The sequence below is a fragment of the Rhodoligotrophos sp. CJ14 genome, from assembly GCF_038811545.1.
Lineage (GTDB): Bacteria > Pseudomonadota > Alphaproteobacteria > Rhizobiales > Im1 > Rhodoligotrophos > Rhodoligotrophos ferricapiens.
This window is the reverse complement of sequence record NZ_CP133319.1, coordinates 1,051,781-1,066,441: the sequence shown is the minus strand read 5'-3', so window position 1 is coordinate 1,066,441 and position 14,661 is coordinate 1,051,781. Positions and strand designations below refer to the sequence as shown.

The following is a 14,661-nucleotide window of genomic DNA, read 5'->3' as shown; positions in this document are numbered from 1 at the left end:
AGTCCTTCGACCCTGTTCACCTGCGACTGATGGATGCCCGATCATGCCCAGGGAAGAACACCCTGGCCCGTGGGCAAGGTCCAGATTGATGCACAGAGCCGGCGGCGGGGCAAGCAGGCTTGCCGGCCTGCATGATCGGAGGTAAGCGGAGGAATTCCGGTCGCAGCCTACCCGGATCACCAAAACAAGGGCCTTTGCTTCATGAGAACGCTCGTTGTCTGCTCCGGCGGACTGGATTCGGTTGCGCTTGCCCATATGGTGGCGGGCGAACAGGAACTCACCCGGCTGGTCTCCTTCGATTACGGCCAGCGGCATGCGAAAGAGCTGGAATTTGCCGCCCGCTGTGCGATGCGGCTCGGTGTTCCGCACGAGCTTATCGATGTTCGTGCGGTCGGACGGGTGCTTACCGGTTCGGCGCTGACGGAGGACATTGCGGTGCCCGATGGGCATTATGCGGAGGAGACCATGCGCGTGACGGTGGTGCCGAACCGGAACGCGATCATGCTGGCCATCGCCTTCGGGATTGCGGCAGCCCGCGGGGACAATGCCGTAGCAACGGCCGTGCATGGGGGCGATCATTTCATCTATCCGGATTGCCGTCCGGCTTTCACTGAAGCCTTCGAGGCTATGCAGCGGACGGCGCTCGACGGCTATGCCGACGTGCGCCTGTTTACGCCCTTCGTTCACCGCAGAAGGTCGACATCGTACGTGAGGGCGCGCGTTTCGGGACGCCTTTTGCGGAGACATGGTCCTGCTATAAGGGCGGCGCACAGCATTGCGGGCGCTGCGGCACGTGTGTGGAGCGCCGCGAGGCCTTTCATCTGGCAGGGATCGAGGATCCCACCAGCTATGACGACCCGGATTTCTGGCGCGTGGCGATCAAAGAGCGGTCAGGCGCCTGACGGTGGGACTGGCTTACAAGCAGCGTATGAGAGATCCGCTCATTGTGCACCGGCCCGCATACCGCTGTCGCGAATGTTGCCTGTCTCGGGTGAGGCCGCTTCGTTCAAGCCGGAGCCTTGCTCGCCTGCGGGTGAAGAGAGGCTGGTCACCGGGCTCTGAGACTTGGTCGTGCCAAGCTGGTCCCGCGCCTGACCTTGCGCCGCGCTGATCCCCTGCGGGAACCCGCTGCGACCACTGTAATCGCGCCATTGTCTCGGGCTGCGGCAATGCAGCCGGCTCGTCCGCTGGGCACAGATGACATCGAGCGCGGTTATGCCAATCACCATCGCCAAGGCGAGGTTCACATTATCGCGCTTGGGATTGTCCTGGCGCTGCTCGCGGGCAAGGGTTGCGATGTCAACCGCATCACCGGCAACCCGGCTCCAGAGGCCGACCTGCTTGTCGAGCGAAAGGCAGAGCACGCCGCTTGCGATTTCGCGCGTACCGCAGGCTCGCATAAGGCTTTCTTTGCCCTCCATGCCGAGGGCTCGGGTGATGCGGCGGGCGGCGAAGAGCTGGGTCAGCCCAAGTCCGATGCTGAACCAGCCGAGTTGCCGGGCCAGGCGATCGGTCGGGCTCAAGGAACTGGGGCCAGATTGCAGGACCCGTGGATCACCCTCAGGACGGGCGAAGTTGGAGAGGTAAGTCATCGCGATGCCTCCGCTCACGGCTTCAACACGACCTTGACGCAGCTGTCCTGCTTGTCGCGGAAAACCTTGTACATTTCCGGCCCGTCTGCGAGGCCGACCGTGTGGGTGATCACAAAGGATGGATCGATCTGGCCTTCCTCGATGCGGCGCAGCAGGTCATCCGTCCATCGGTTCACATGGGTCTGGCCCATGCGGAAGGTGAGGCTCTTGTTCATGGCCTGGCCCATGGGCATCTTGTCGATGAAGCCCGTGTAAACGCCGGCGATCGAAATGATGCCGGCGGGCCGGCAGACATAGATCATCTCGCGCAGTACATGCGGACGGTCATTCTCCATGACCAGCATCTGCTTGGCCCGGTCATAAAGCGTATCGGGTTGGCTGATCGAGACATGGCTCTCGGTGCCGATGGCATCGATGCATTTTTCTGGCCCCTTGCCATCGGTCAGCTCATTTAGCCGCTCGATGACGCTTTCCTCCTCGAAATTGATGGGGATCGCGCCGCCTGCCGCTGCCATGGACAGGCGTTCCGGCAGGCGGTCGATGGCGACAACCTGCCTTGCGCCAAGCAGGATGGCGCTGCGTATGGCCATTTGGCCAACCGGGCCGCAGCCCCAAATGGCAACGGTATCCGTCGGCTCGATTTCGCAGTTCACCGCGGCCTGCCAGCCGGTGGGGAAGATGTCGCCCAGGAAGAGCGCCTGCTCATCGGTGAGGCTATCGGGCACCTTGATGTGAGTGGCATCGGCAAAGGGCACGCGCAGATATTCCGCCTGGCCGCCGGGATAGCCGCCGGTCAGGTGCGTATAGCCGAACAGGCCGGCGGTGGCGTGCCCGAAGACTTTCTCGGCCAGGTGCCTGTTCCTGTTTGTGCGCTCGCAGACGGAATAGTTGCCGCGCTTGCACTGATCGCATTCGCCGCAAATGATGGTGAATGGGACGACGATCCGGTCGCCTTTCTTCAGGCTGCCATTGAGGCCGGAGCCCACCTCGACGACCTCGCCCATCATCTCATGGCCCATGATGTCGCCGGGCATCATGGCCGGGATGATGTTATGGAACAGGTGCAGGTCTGACCCGCAGATCGCGCAGCTCGTGACGCGGATGATGGCATCGCGTGGATGCTCGATCCCAGGATCGGTGACGGTATCGCATCTCACATCCTCTTTGCCGTGCCATACCAATGCGCGCATGCGGGTCTCCCGATCGTTTGAGAACACTATTGCCCGGTGGCGAACCGACCGAGGGTGCAATGTTCGGGCGATGATTCTCGAAAGGTCAGCTCTCAACCGGACACGCGCGAGAGAGGAACAGACAAGCATCGAGGCCGCCCGCATCCTGTTCAATGGGCAAGGGGGCGGGCAGTTCCCTTAATGTCGAGCAGAGGTTGGTTCGATGAGAACCCGGCGTTAGCTGCCGGCCGTCAGAAGCAAAGCGTCAGAGGGGCGCCAGGAGGCATAGAAGCGCGAATGGCCATCTGCGAGCAGGGCTTCTGCCGCCTGCTGATGGGTTTGGACGCGCAGGGTCTTGTCACCGCCCATATCCAGGAACAGGGTGACCATCGTGCCAACGAATTGCTCGCTGATCAGGTCGACCGGGAGGGCGGGGAACGTTTCGCTGGGCTGCAGTGAGAGCTGGACGAGATCGGCGCTGATCACGAGGTCGACCGGTCTGCCGGGCGGTAATGGCTGAGAGGGCGCATGCGCGGGCAGGAGGCCGACGGCGGTCTCGACCAGTGATTGATCACCGACGACGGAGCGCAACGTGCCGGAAAGAATGTTGTTGGTGCCGACGAATTCGGCAACAAACCGATTGGCGGGAGCGCGGAAGACCTCGCGCGGGGTGCCGTTCTGCTGGATGCGGCCTTGGTCCATAATGACGACACGGTCGGCCATGGCGAAGGCTTCGGACTGGCTGTGCGTGACATAGAGAAAGGTGATGCCGAGCTCGCGCTGGAGCTTGGTGAGCTCAGCCTGCATCCGTACGACGAGGTGGGCATCGAGCGCCGAGAGCGGCTCGTCGAGGAGCAGCATCTTGGGCTCCATCACGAGCGCGCGCGCCAGCGCGACGCGCTGTGCCTGGCCGCCGGAGATCTTCGCCACCTGGCTTTGGGCAAGCTGACCAATGCCGAGGCGTTCCAGCCAGGTGCGCGCGCGGGCCCTGCGCTCGGCCGAAGGCATACCCGCCATCTTGAGCCCGAAGGTCACATTGCTCATCACGTCGAGAAAGGGAAACAGCGCCAGGTTCTGCCAGACGAGCGGCATGTTGCGTTGCCACGGCTTCAGGTCAGTGATCCGTTCGCCGTTGAATTCGATCTCGCCGGAGGTCGGCGTCTCAAGCCCGGCCAGCATGCGAAGGGTCGTGGTCTTGCCGCATCCGCTCGGCCCCATGATGGCGACGAAGGTTCCTTGCTGGATGTCGAGGGAGAGATTGTCGACCGCGGTAAAATCACCGTAGCGCTTGGTCACGTCTATGAAGCGGACGAGGCTCGTGGATCCACGGGCATCGCTGGGGTCGGTCATCACTTGCGCTCCTTGCTCGAGGGGCCCGTCGTCCTGTTCCTAATCAACAGGAGCTGAGCCACCACGACGAGCACGATCGATAGGGTGAAGGTGAAGCTGCCAATCGCGTTGATGCGGGGGCTTGCCTGTCCCTGCACGAAGTTCAGGACGCGGACGGGCAGCGTCTCCTCAAGCCCAGACACGAACCAGGCGATGGCGAACTCATCGAAGGACACGGCGGCCGTCACAAACAGGGCCGCCAGGATGGCGGGCAGGCAGAAGGGCAGGATCAGGTGCCACAGGGCCTGCCATTGGTTGGCGCCGAGGTTCCAGGCGGCGGACTCTAGCGCCGGGTCCATCTGCGACAGGCGCAATCTGATGACGGCGGTGGCGAAGGGAATGCAGAGGACGGTGTGAGCGATGATGACGGAGTGGAGCCCGCCCGACAAGCCGAGCTGGGCCAGAAAGAAGAGCATGGCGAGGCCCAGGATCAGGATCGGCACCAGCGGAGGCATAAAGCCCAGCGCCAAATAGAGGCGCTTGCCGAAGAAGTCGTAGCGATAGTCCGTATAGGCTGCACCGAAGCCGATCAGGGTGGACAGGATCGAGACCGCCAGGCCGGATAGAAGGGTGCGCCGCGCCGCAGCCGCCACTTCGACATCGGCCCATACGGCCTCGTACCATTGCAGGCTATAGGCGGAAGGCGGGAGGGTCGGGAAGCGGTCAGCGCTGAAGGAGAAGATGAAGCTCACCACGATGGGCGCGAAGACCAGTGCCAGGATGGCGATGACATAGAGGCGGAGTATTGTCGAGATCAGTCGGTCCATGTCACTTCCCAGCGCGGCGATAGGCGATGGACATGGCGGCGGAGACGACCACCAGCAATGTGGCGATCATGATCAGGGCAATCACGGAGGCGCGTGGCCAATGGGATCCGGCGCGCACCTGGTCGATCACCAACAGGCTCACGGTCGGCGGGTTCGAGCCGCCAAGCAATTGGGGGCTGACGAAGTCACCGAAGGCCAAGACGAAGGCAAAGGCTGCACCGAGGACCAAGCCGACCTTGGCGGATGGAATGATCACGGCGAAGACGGTTCGCAAGCGGCCCGCGCCAAGATTGTGGGCCGCTTCGATCAGACGGCGATCAACGAATGCGAGGCTCAGGAGCTGGAGCAAGGCAACCAGAGGAAAGACCAAGGTGAGAAAGCCAATCTGGGTCGCGAAAGGGGTATCGACCATCTCGATCGGCCCAATGCCAATGCCGCCGAGGATGTGGTTTACAACGCCGTTGGTGCCGAGCATCGTGCGCCAGGTATAAGCACGAACCAGGTAGGATGTGAAGAAGGGGGTGATGAGCAGGCAGGCTCCGAGCAATCGCGTCCGCGGCGAGACTTTGAAGGCCAGGGTATAGGCCAGCGGGAAGGCGAGTATGGAGGCAACGACCGAGGCGATCGCGGCATACCACAGCGACCGCAAGTAGCCGTCCCAGAAGAACCCCGTGTTGAGGATCCGGGTCCAGTTGGCCAGGGTGAGGTCGGGGGTCAATCGGTAGCTGCGAACGGTCCAGAAGCTTAGCGCGATCAGGAACAGCAGCGGGGCCAGAAAGAAGATGATCTGCCACAGGGCGAGCGGCGATCCCCAGAAGACAGCAAAGCCCGGGAAGCGCCACCCTCTCTTCGTGCCGGGCGTGCTTTTGCCATTCCAGCTCATATGAAGCGTCCAGTCGATGCGGTCAGAGGCTCTGGAATTCGGTCCAGACGTCCTGCCAATCCTCACTGGACTGATGCGTGGGCAGCTCGCGAAGCAAGATGCGCCCGGCCCGATAATCATCGAGCAGGTTCGGGGCATTGAGATCCATATTGATCATCTTTGCCTCCTTCAGGTTCTCCTTGTTCAGAAGCTCCCAGGCGGGCTTGCTCGGCCCTGAGGCCATGTAGGAGGATTTCAGCATCAGGCGGCGTTGCCCTTCGGGGCTCACGAGATAGCGGATGAACTCCTTAGCGAGCTCCTGCTTCTTGGTGCCCTTCACGATCGAGGCGCTCTCGGTCCAGATGATGGCGCCTTCCTTGGGCACGGATGCCCGAATATTGTGCCCATCGCGCTGCAGCAGGCCGACCATCCATTCACCGGTGCCGGGAACGACCATCGCCCCGCCATTGGCGAAGGAATCAAAGATTGCCGCAAAATCCCAAAAGCCCGCCACCTGGGGTTTGAGCGAGAAGATGGTCTCCTTCAGCTTCTCGAACTGCTCATCGTTCAGATCATAGGGTTTCTTGTTGCCGAGATAGGCGCTGATGCAGCCCATGCAGGGCAGGTACCAGTCGCGCATGCCGACCTTGCCCTTGATCTTCTGGTCCCACATGATGGCGTAGGAGCTTGCATCATCCGCGGTCAGCTGATCGGCATTATAGGCCAAACCATTGATGCCCCAGCTGGTCATCACGGTGTAAAGCTGATCATCGATCCAGTGCAGTGGGAATTTCTGGAATTCCGGCCAGAAATCACTGATCGGATAGTCGGCGGGATTCATGGGCTCGATGAAGTCGGCCTGCTTGAGCTCGTTCACATAGGCCTCGTCGCTGAGCACCACGTCGAAGGTGCCGGGGGGCGAGCCATGGATGAGGGCGAGCAGTCTTTCGCCGCCACTATATTCCTTCGCAACGATCTTGACGCCGTATTTCTCCTCGAAGGGGCCAACGACCTCAGGTGCTCCATGGCCGGGATAGGTGAGCCAGGTCAGCACCTTTTCATCGCTCTGAGCCTCGGCCGCCCTGAAGGGCATTTGCGAGACCAGGGCTGCACCGGTTGTGACGGCCGCTGCCTGGAGCAGCTGGCGGCGCGTCGTCACGCGATTCGTGAAGTTGCGAAGTTTCATCGATCCAACTCCCCTTTTTTATTATGAGCTAAGCGGACATGTTGATTCCACTCACTCCGTAATCAGAAGCTTGCACGAACGATTACCTTCGACAAATATCGAAGTCGCGAATTACAGTTCAATCGCTGTCGAACAGTTCCGTGACGAGCATTACCGATCTCGACCTCCGCCTGATGCAGGTATTTCTGACTGTGGTCGAGAATCGTGGTCTCGCCGCCGCTCAGACCAGCCTGAATGTTGGCCTCTCGACCATCAGCTCCCACATGGCGACGCTCGAGAAGCGGCTGGGCGTCAAGCTCTGTGATCGCGGGCGCGGCGGTTTCCGCCTGACCGAGGAGGGGCTCAAGGTCTATGAAATCGCGCGGCGGCTCACGGGTGCAGTGAGTGCTGCCAATTCCGAACTCGCCGGCTTGCGCGATATCCTGGTCGGCAAGCTCCGGATTGGGATCGTCGATAATATCGTGAACAATCCGCGCGCAGCGGTGCATCGGGCGATCCATCTGTTCGACCGTCGAGACCACGAGGTGACAGTGACCGTCGAGGTGGTTTCACCGCGCGATCTCGAGCGCCAGGTCTCGGATGGAATGCTTGATGTCGGGGTTGGTCCCCGGCTCAGCAATCTCGGGGTGCTCGACTACGATCTCCTGTTCACGGAACGGCAGTATCTGTACTGCTCGCGGCTGCATCCTCTGTTCGAGCTTGCGCCGCATGGCTGGTCGACCGATCAGATCGCGTCGGAGAAATATGCAAGCCATGTCTGCCCATTGCCAGACGAGCCCGGCTATAAGGAGGTGCTTCGCGGCGTCACCATGGTCCACAATATGGAGAGCGCGGCGATCCTCATCCTGTCGGGCCGCTTCATCGGCTTCCTTCCAGAGCATTACGCGCAACATTGGGAGGCGAGGGGGGATATGAGGCCGATCAAGACGCAGCAGTATTTCTATGACAATCTCTTCTACAACATAAGACGAAACAGCGAGAAGCAAAGCCGAATCATCTCACAGTTCTCAAAGGACCTGAAGAGTGCGCACAAGGCCAACCAGAAGATGCTGGTATCCTAAGCTTGAAGAGCCTCATCTGCAGACAGGCTGAGGACTGCTGCGCAGAGTGTCGTCCATGCGCGCGATCACCGGATCGTAAGACCGCTTCTGATTGCGCGGATAGCGCAGATGAAACTGATGGGCCGTGGGTGTGCCGCAGACCTGTTTCAGCAGGACCTTGTAGTAGACGATCTGGTCTTTCCATAACCCTGAGAAGACAAACCAATTATCGCCGCCCGCGGTATAGGTGATCCGAGCGCCGTAGTCGCGAGCACCTTCGATGAGTTGCCGGCGGAATGCAGAAAAACTCATGGACGAGAGCGGCACGCTATAGACCGAAATCTCGCCCGAACCGTCAGAGGCGACCAGGCGAATGCCCTCATTTCCGGGGGCTGGATCGGCGGCGACGAATCCCTTGGCCGGCAAATCCACGCTCAGGCCCAAGCGATTGTCCACATGGCGGCGCCATGTGGAACTTGCATCGGCCGTGACCACCATAGCAATCGAGAGGCTCGCCAGCGCCAAGCAGACAACTCGGGCAAATCGGCATGCAGCGCGCATCCACAGCATTGGTCAGCATCCTCCCAGGCTCCGCATTCTCGCCAACGAGCATCAGCGAGACGCGGTTCCCGATGAGGCTGCGGAGAGCAAGGAGGAGCGCTGGGTCCCTTCTCATCCCTGCGACCAACATGCCTGCTTTACCTGCCCGGGTCGGCTTCGTAAAACTGTTCTTAGAATAGCTGCAAACCCGCCAGACGAGGGAATGATGGACGCAAAGACGGATGAGAGCGCGGGCAAGTGCCCGTTCACAGGCGGAGCCCGTGGACGCCGGAACCGCGATTGGTGGCCGGAAGCGCTGGACATCGAGATGCTGCATCGGAACTCAAATTTGAGCGATCCGATGGGGAAGGATTTCGACTATGCCAAGGAGTTTCTGACCCTCGATCTCGATGCCGTGATCAAGGACCTCCATGCCTTGATGACAGACTCGCAGGATTGGTGGCCGGCTGATTTCGGTCACTATGGTGGATTGATGATCCGGATGGCCTGGCATAGCGCAGGCACCTACCGCATTACCGACGGTCGGGGCGGGGCAGGGGCCGGGCAGCAGCGATTTGCACCGCTCAACAGCTGGCCGGACAATGCCAATCTCGACAAGGCGCGTCGGCTCCTGTGGCCGATCAAGCAGAAATATGGCCGCAAACTCTCCTGGGCCGATCTGATGATCCTGGCGGGGAACGTGGCGCTGGAATCGATGGGCTTCAAAACCTTCGGTTTCGCCGGTGGCCGCGCGGATGTGTGGGAGCCCGAAGAGCTTTATTGGGGGCCTGAGGGAACATGGCTGGGCGATGAACGCTACAGCGGCGAACGCCAGCTCTCCGAGCCGCTGGGCGCCGTGCAGATGGGCCTCATCTATGTCAATCCGGAAGGGCCGAACGGCAAGCCCGATCCGGTTGCAGCAGCCAGGGACATCCGCGAGACATTCTTCCGCATGGCGATGAACGACGAGGAGACCGTCGCCCTGATCGCCGGCGGCCACACCTTCGGCAAGACCCATGGTGCGGGCGATCCCTCGCTGGTGGGGCCGGAGCCGGAAATGGGCGCCCTCGAGGACCAAGGCCTTGGCTGGAAGAGCAAACACGGCACCGGCTGGGGCGCCGATGCCATAACCGGCGGCCCGGAGGTAATCTGGTCGCAGACGCCGGTTCGGTGGAGCAACTACTTCTTCGAGAACCTGTTCAAATACGAGTGGGAGCTGACGAAGAGCCCGGCTGGAGCCTGGCAATGGCAGGCAAAAGGCGCCGAGCCGTCAATTCCGGACCCGTTCGATCCGTCGAAGAAGCGTGTGCCGACCATGCTGACCACGGATCTCTCATTGCGGTTCGATCCGGCCTACGAAAAAATCTCGCGGCGCTTCTATGAGAACCCGGATCAGTTTGCGGATGCGTTCGCCCGCGCCTGGTTCAAGCTCACGCATCGCGATATGGGGCCGCGGGTACGCTATCTTGGCCCGCTTGTCCCGCAGGAGGTTCTGATCTGGCAGGATCCGATCCCGGAGGTCGATCATGTGTTGATCGACGACCAGGACGTCGCGGCCCTCAAGGCGAAAATTCTTGCCACCGGTCTCTCTGTGCCGCAGCTCGTCTCAACGGCCTGGGCATCGGCATCGACGTTCCGCCGCTCCGATAAACGCGGTGGTGCCAATGGTGCGCGCATCCGCCTGGCGCCGCAGAAGGACTGGGAGGTGAACGAGCCGGCGCAGCTCAAAATCGTGCTGCAAAAGCTCGAGGCGATCCAGAAGGAGTTCAACGCCGCCCAGCCGGGCAGGAAGAAGGTGTCGCTCGCCGATCTCATCGTGCTCGCGGGCAATGCGGCGGTCGAGAAAGCGGCGAAGGATGCCGGGCTCAGCATATCGGTGCCTTTCGCGCCGGGACGCATGGATGCCTCGCAGGAGCAGACCGATGTTGAGTCCTTCGCGCCGCTGGAGCCGCGCGCAGATGGGTTCCGCAACTATATCAGCAGCAGCAAGCGGCAGTTCATGAAGCCGGAAGAAGCGCTGGTTGACCGCGCGCAGCTGCTGACCCTGACCGGTCCGGAAATGACGGTGCTGGTCGGTGGGCTGCGCGTCCTTGGCGCCAATACCGGCGGCTCCAAACATGGCGTGTTCACCGAGACGCCCGGCCGGCTGACCAATGACTTCTTCGTCAATCTGCTCGATATGAGCACGACGTGGAGCCCCGCTTCCGGTGAGGAGGGCGTCTATGAAGGGCGCGACCGGAAGACCAACGCGCTGAAGTGGACTGGCACCCGTGTCGATCTGATCTTCGGCTCGCATTCGCAGCTGCGCGCCTTCGCGGAGGTCTATGCCTGTGCGGATTCGAAGGAGAAGTTTGCCAAGGATTTCGTCGCAGCCTGGACGAAGGTGATGAACGCGGATCGCTTTGACCTCGCCCGATCGATCCAGTAGTTCGGGAGGTCGTGGGACGAAGGAGGGCTGCGCTTCAAACGCATTTGGAGCGCGGCCCAGCCAATGAGCGCCGAAAGGTGCCGTTCCATTCATAAGGGGAGGGGATATGCCCAGCACAATACGTTTGCACCGCGTTCTGGCGACCAGCCCGGAGAAGGTCTATCGCGCTTTCCTGGAGGCTGATGCGCTGGCCAAATGGCTTCCGCCCAATGGCTTTACCTGCACGGTGCATTACCTCGAACCGAAAGCGGGCGGTCGGTTCAAGATGTCTTTCCGGAACTTCACAACCGGCATCAGCCACAGCTTTGGCGGTGAGTATGTCGAACTCGTCCCCGGCGAATGCTTGCGCTATACGGACAAGTTTGATGATCCCAACCTGCCCGGCGAGATGCAGATCACGGTGAGGCTGAAGAAGGTCTCGGTCGGCACCGAGCTCGATATCGAACAGGCCGGTGTGCCGGATGTCATTCCGCCTGAGGCCTGTTATCTCGGCTGGCAGGAATCGCTGCAAAATCTGGCAAGGCTCGTCGAGCCCGAGATCAATCAATAAAACAACAGGATCGCGCGGGCGCGGCGCGTGTCGTGTTCCACGACGGCTCCGGCCCGCCTATTCGTCCGGCTCAGCCGGAGCCGCACCCGTGAAGGGATTGCTCATGCTTGTTCTTCGGCCACGTCTCAAGATTAATTAGCGTGCGAAGGCCGCAACGCCGCCGCGCTTGGCCAGCCAGGCCGCGAGGCCCATGGTGATCACCGTGAAGCCGATCAGCAACGTCGCGATCGCCGTGATGGTCGGATTGACCCGCAGGACGAGCTCGTTGAACATCTTCTTCGGAATGGTCTCATGTGCGCCCGACAGGAAGATCGTCACGATCACCTCGTCGAAGCTGATGATGAAGGCAAAGATCCAGGCCGCGAGTAGGCTCGGCATCAGGTTGGGGATCAGCACGCGGCGGAACATTTCCTGCCAGGATGCACCAAGGCTGAGGGCGGCCTGCTCGATCCGAACATCGAAGGAGCGGATCGCGACCATCATCAGCAACACCACATAGGGAAGGCCCAGGATCGTGTGGCCGATGATGAGCCCGCCAAGGGTACCCAGCAGGCCGAATTTCGCCAGGTAGATATAGAGGGCCAAGGCGGTAATGACCTGGGGGACGATGATGGGGGCGAGGAAATTGGCTTCCAGAACCCGCCGGCCACGAAAAGTCCCCCGCACCAGGCCATAGGCCGCGGCACTGCCGAACAGAACGGCGATCGTGCTCGATGCAAAGGCCACCAGCAGCGACGTCCGCGCGGCTTCGATCCAGCGGGGATCATCAAAGAAGGAGTGATACCAGCGCAGCGACAGGCTCGGGGGCGGGAAGGCCAGCGTGTCGGCGCTCGAGAAGGACATTGGAATGACGATGGCAATCGGCAGGCACAGGAACAGCAGCACCGAGAAGCCGACCAGATTGATCAGCCAGCGTGAGAGCGCCGATCGGTTGTCCATGTGAAAGCTCCAGCAGGATCAGATGCGGCTCTTTTTCTCGATCCACTGATAGGCTGCATAGAACAGCAAGGTGAGAACGAGGAGCACCGTCGAGATCGCTGCCGCGGTTTCCCAGCGCGGCATGCGGTTGATCAGGAGATCGAGCATGTTGGCGATCATCGGTACACGTCCGCCGCCAAGGATCGCAGGCGTGATGAAAAAGCCGAGCGTCAGGATGAAGACCAGGATCGAGCCCGCCGCCAGGGCGGGGATCGTCAGCGGCAGGAAGATCCGGAAGAAGATGGTGGCCTGGGAGGCCCCCATGGATTCCGCCGCCTGCAGCAGCCGTCGGTCGAGCTTGAGCATCGCCGCAAACAAGGGCAGGACAAGGAAAGGCAAGAGGACATTGGTCGTGCCGACGATCACGCCGAACTGGTTGTAGAGAAAGGGCACGGAGGTTTCCGTGATCCCAAGCCAGCGAAGCACACGATTGACGACGCCGTCATTACCGAGCACGACGATCCAGGAATAGGTCCGCACCAGGATGCTGATCCAGAAGGTCAGCACCACCAGTGCCAGCACCAGCATCTGCCGGCGCGGGCTCAGGCTCCACATCCAATAGGCCAGGGGATAGCCGAGGATGCAGCAGGCAAGGGTCGTCAGCAGCGCGATGTAAATCGTGTTGCCGAGCACCTTCATATAGACGGAGCCGCGCGCCAGGGCGGCGAAATATTTCAAAGGCTCGTCGCCCGTGCCGACCGACCAGGAGAGCATGAGCAAAAGGGGAATGTTGAAGAGCAGGAGGATGAAAACCGCGGCTGGTGTGACCTGCAGCAGGCCGCCCGGCAAGCGAAGCCCCCGTCTCTCATTGTCGCGCGGTATCGCTGATGCCAATTCCGTCATGCCATGCATAGGGCAGGTTGGACCCGGCGGTTCCGACCTGCCGTCTCCCAAGTTAGAGGTCAGGGCATTGGCAAATCAGAGGCCGAGCTTGAACTCCTGCCAGCGCTGCTCGACTTCATCGGCGTGATCATACCACCATTTCGGGTCCATCAGGAATTGCACGCTCTTGTTCTTAGCCACGGTCGGATAGGTGTCGAGCCTGTCCTTGGGCAGGAGAGGATCCAGACCTTCGCTTGGACCCGTATAGGACACGACTTGCGCTGCCGCCGCCTGGTTCTTGGCGACCGTGATCTCATGCATGAGCTTCATCACGGCAGCCTTGCGCTCGGGGTCGATTCCCTTCGGGACGGCGAAATAGGTCAGATCAAGCTGGCCCTGATTGAAGGTGTAGTCGATACCCTCGGCATCGGTCACACGGCCCGACCAGGACACCGCATATTGAACCTCGTTGTCCTTGAGCAATTGCGGGGGCTGGGCTCCGGCCTGCCACCAGACCGAAACATGTTCCTTGATCTGATCAAGCTTGGCGAAGGCGCGGTCGAGATCCAGCGGGTAAAGATCTTGCGGCTTAACGCCGTCGGCAATCAGTGCCATGGGCAGAATATAGGCGGGATAGTCGGGCAGGGTGCGCTTGCCGGGAAATTTCTCCACATCCCAGAACTCCGCCCAGGTCGAAATCGGCTTAGCATCCTCGCGCCAGGCCAGGATCGTCGAGTAATATTGCCAGCCGAGACCCTCATCCATCTTCGCCTCGGGGAAGATCGGATCGGGCTTGATCGCATCCCAGTCCAGCTTGTCGAGGAGACCAAGGGCCTTGGCCTGCTCGAGCTCGGCGCTGCTCAGCTCGACCACGTCGGCGGTGAGGTTCTTCGCTTCGACCATCGCCCTGAGCTTACCCAGGCCTGCGGGGCTTTCGCGGGTGACCTTGATGCCCGTCTTTGCGGTGAACGGCTCGATGTAACCCTTCTCGATTGAGTCGCCGGACAGGCCTCCGGCCTCGATCATGCGCAGTTCCTTGACCTCTGCCTCGGCTGTGAAGCTCGAGGCGGAGATCAGCAGCAGCCCTGCGGCGAAACTCCTGAGGCTGTTCTGAAGGATGGTTTTCATGCTGTCTTACTCCCTCTGTTTGTGATTATTGTCAGATGGCAGATTTGTGCGGGGCGTTCACTCCCGTAATTCTGTAAATGCCAAATTCTAGAAATATAAATTGGCCGATTTCAAGCGTCATTGATGCAGGCGTGTTCTTGATCTTTGTTATATTCATCACCCCTTCAAGCGCGAAGTTTGTCATAGGTGATATCGATTGACAACAACCGT

13 protein-coding genes and 1 pseudogene are annotated in these 14,661 nt (G+C 60.9%); 4 read left to right on the top strand and 10 right to left on the bottom strand.

The features are described from left to right. The first annotated feature begins 201 nt into the window (after window positions 1-201). Window positions 202-902 (top strand): annotated as a pseudogene (queC, locus tag RCF49_RS04905) (7-cyano-7-deazaguanine synthase QueC). Window positions 903-941: 39 nt separating this feature from the next. Here the strand turns inward: queC and RCF49_RS04900 are convergent. The 6 genes from RCF49_RS04900 to RCF49_RS04875 form a co-directional block, all read right to left on the bottom strand. Further along, window positions 942-1,592: a hypothetical protein gene (locus RCF49_RS04900; protein ID WP_342642922.1), complete on the bottom strand. Its 651-nt coding sequence runs from the start codon at window positions 1,590-1,592 to the stop codon at window positions 942-944. Between the two features lie 14 nt (window positions 1,593-1,606). Further along, entirely contained in the window at window positions 1,607-2,782 is a 1,176-nt protein-coding gene (locus RCF49_RS04895; RefSeq protein ID WP_342642921.1) for a zinc-dependent alcohol dehydrogenase, read from the bottom strand. 216 nt (window positions 2,783-2,998) lie between these two features. Further along, window positions 2,999-4,111, bottom strand: a complete 1,113-nt coding sequence (locus RCF49_RS04890) for an ABC transporter ATP-binding protein (RefSeq protein ID WP_342642920.1) — start codon at window positions 4,109-4,111, stop codon at window positions 2,999-3,001. Next, window positions 4,111-4,917 carry an ABC transporter permease gene (locus RCF49_RS04885; RefSeq protein WP_342642919.1) on the bottom strand — a complete coding sequence of 269 codons (807 nt, stop codon included), beginning with the start codon at window positions 4,915-4,917 and terminating at the stop codon, window positions 4,111-4,113. The genes RCF49_RS04890 and RCF49_RS04885 overlap by 1 nt, the downstream gene beginning before the upstream one ends. A gap of 1 nt (window position 4,918) precedes the next feature. Then, window positions 4,919-5,800 (bottom strand): ABC transporter permease, encoded by an 882-nt coding sequence (locus tag RCF49_RS04880; protein ID WP_342642918.1) that lies wholly within the window; start codon window positions 5,798-5,800, stop codon window positions 4,919-4,921. 22 nt (window positions 5,801-5,822) lie between these two features. Then, window positions 5,823-6,965 carry an ABC transporter substrate-binding protein gene (locus RCF49_RS04875; RefSeq protein WP_342642917.1) on the bottom strand — a complete coding sequence of 381 codons (1,143 nt, stop codon included), beginning with the start codon at window positions 6,963-6,965 and terminating at the stop codon, window positions 5,823-5,825. Window positions 6,966-7,105: 140 nt separating this feature from the next. On the opposite strand from RCF49_RS04875, the gene RCF49_RS04870 reads away from it, so the two are divergent. Next, entirely contained in the window at window positions 7,106-8,026 is a 921-nt protein-coding gene (locus tag RCF49_RS04870; protein ID WP_342642916.1) for a LysR family transcriptional regulator, read from the top strand. Window positions 8,027-8,038: 12 nt separating this feature from the next. Here RCF49_RS04870 and RCF49_RS04865 read toward each other — a convergent pair whose 3' ends face one another. Continuing rightward, window positions 8,039-8,575 carry a hypothetical protein gene (locus RCF49_RS04865; RefSeq protein WP_342642915.1) on the bottom strand — a complete coding sequence of 179 codons (537 nt, stop codon included), beginning with the start codon at window positions 8,573-8,575 and terminating at the stop codon, window positions 8,039-8,041. 196 nt (window positions 8,576-8,771) lie between these two features. Between RCF49_RS04865 and katG the strand changes: the two genes are divergently transcribed. Both katG and RCF49_RS04855 read left to right on the top strand, forming a co-directional pair. Beyond that, complete coding sequence (katG, locus tag RCF49_RS04860; RefSeq protein WP_342644122.1) at window positions 8,772-10,973, top strand: catalase/peroxidase HPI; 2,202 nt, start codon at window positions 8,772-8,774, stop codon at window positions 10,971-10,973. 106 nt (window positions 10,974-11,079) lie between these two features. Next, complete coding sequence (locus tag RCF49_RS04855) at window positions 11,080-11,523, top strand: SRPBCC family protein (protein WP_342642914.1); 444 nt, start codon at window positions 11,080-11,082, stop codon at window positions 11,521-11,523. A gap of 135 nt (window positions 11,524-11,658) precedes the next feature. Here the strand turns inward: RCF49_RS04855 and RCF49_RS04850 are convergent, their stop codons facing one another. The 3 genes from RCF49_RS04850 to RCF49_RS04840 all read right to left on the bottom strand — a co-directional run bounded on the left by RCF49_RS04850 (window position 11,659) and on the right by RCF49_RS04840 (window position 14,451). Beyond that, the gene (locus tag RCF49_RS04850; protein ID WP_342642913.1) at window positions 11,659-12,462 is read right to left on the bottom strand and encodes an ABC transporter permease; all 804 of its coding nucleotides are present in this window, start codon (window positions 12,460-12,462) and stop codon (window positions 11,659-11,661) included. Window positions 12,463-12,480: 18 nt separating this feature from the next. Continuing rightward, window positions 12,481-13,344 carry an ABC transporter permease gene (locus RCF49_RS04845; RefSeq protein WP_342642912.1) on the bottom strand — a complete coding sequence of 288 codons (864 nt, stop codon included), beginning with the start codon at window positions 13,342-13,344 and terminating at the stop codon, window positions 12,481-12,483. A 75-nt stretch (window positions 13,345-13,419) separates the two neighbouring features. Further along, a complete protein-coding gene (locus tag RCF49_RS04840; RefSeq protein WP_342642911.1) occupies window positions 13,420-14,451 on the bottom strand; it encodes an ABC transporter substrate-binding protein in 1,032 nt (343 codons plus the stop codon). Window positions 14,452-14,661 lie beyond the last annotated feature (210 nt).

Bases quoted from the DNA above. Each gene is read 5' to 3' on its own strand.
- RCF49_RS04900 (WP_342642922.1), bottom strand. From the start codon at position 1,592: ATGACTTACCTCTCCAACTTCGCCCGTCCTGAGGGTGATCCACGGGTC.
- RCF49_RS04895 (WP_342642921.1), bottom strand. From the start codon at position 2,782: ATGCGCGCATTGGTATGGCACGGCAAAGAGGATGTGAGATGCGATACC.
- RCF49_RS04890 (WP_342642920.1), bottom strand. From the start codon at position 4,111: ATGACCGACCCCAGCGATGCCCGTGGATCCACGAGCCTCGTCCGCTTC.
- RCF49_RS04885 (WP_342642919.1), bottom strand. From the start codon at position 4,917: ATGGACCGACTGATCTCGACAATACTCCGCCTCTATGTCATCGCCATC.
- RCF49_RS04880 (WP_342642918.1), bottom strand. From the start codon at position 5,800: ATGAGCTGGAATGGCAAAAGCACGCCCGGCACGAAGAGAGGGTGGCGC.
- RCF49_RS04875 (WP_342642917.1), bottom strand. From the start codon at position 6,965: ATGAAACTTCGCAACTTCACGAATCGCGTGACGACGCGCCGCCAGCTG.
- RCF49_RS04865 (WP_342642915.1), bottom strand. From the start codon at position 8,575: ATGCTGTGGATGCGCGCTGCATGCCGATTTGCCCGAGTTGTCTGCTTG.
- katG (WP_342644122.1), top strand. From the start codon at position 8,772: ATGGACGCAAAGACGGATGAGAGCGCGGGCAAGTGCCCGTTCACAGGC.
- RCF49_RS04855 (WP_342642914.1), top strand. From the start codon at position 11,080: ATGCCCAGCACAATACGTTTGCACCGCGTTCTGGCGACCAGCCCGGAG.
- RCF49_RS04850 (WP_342642913.1), bottom strand. From the start codon at position 12,462: ATGGACAACCGATCGGCGCTCTCACGCTGGCTGATCAATCTGGTCGGC.
- RCF49_RS04845 (WP_342642912.1), bottom strand. From the start codon at position 13,344: ATGACGGAATTGGCATCAGCGATACCGCGCGACAATGAGAGACGGGGG.
- RCF49_RS04840 (WP_342642911.1), bottom strand. From the start codon at position 14,451: ATGAAAACCATCCTTCAGAACAGCCTCAGGAGTTTCGCCGCAGGGCTG.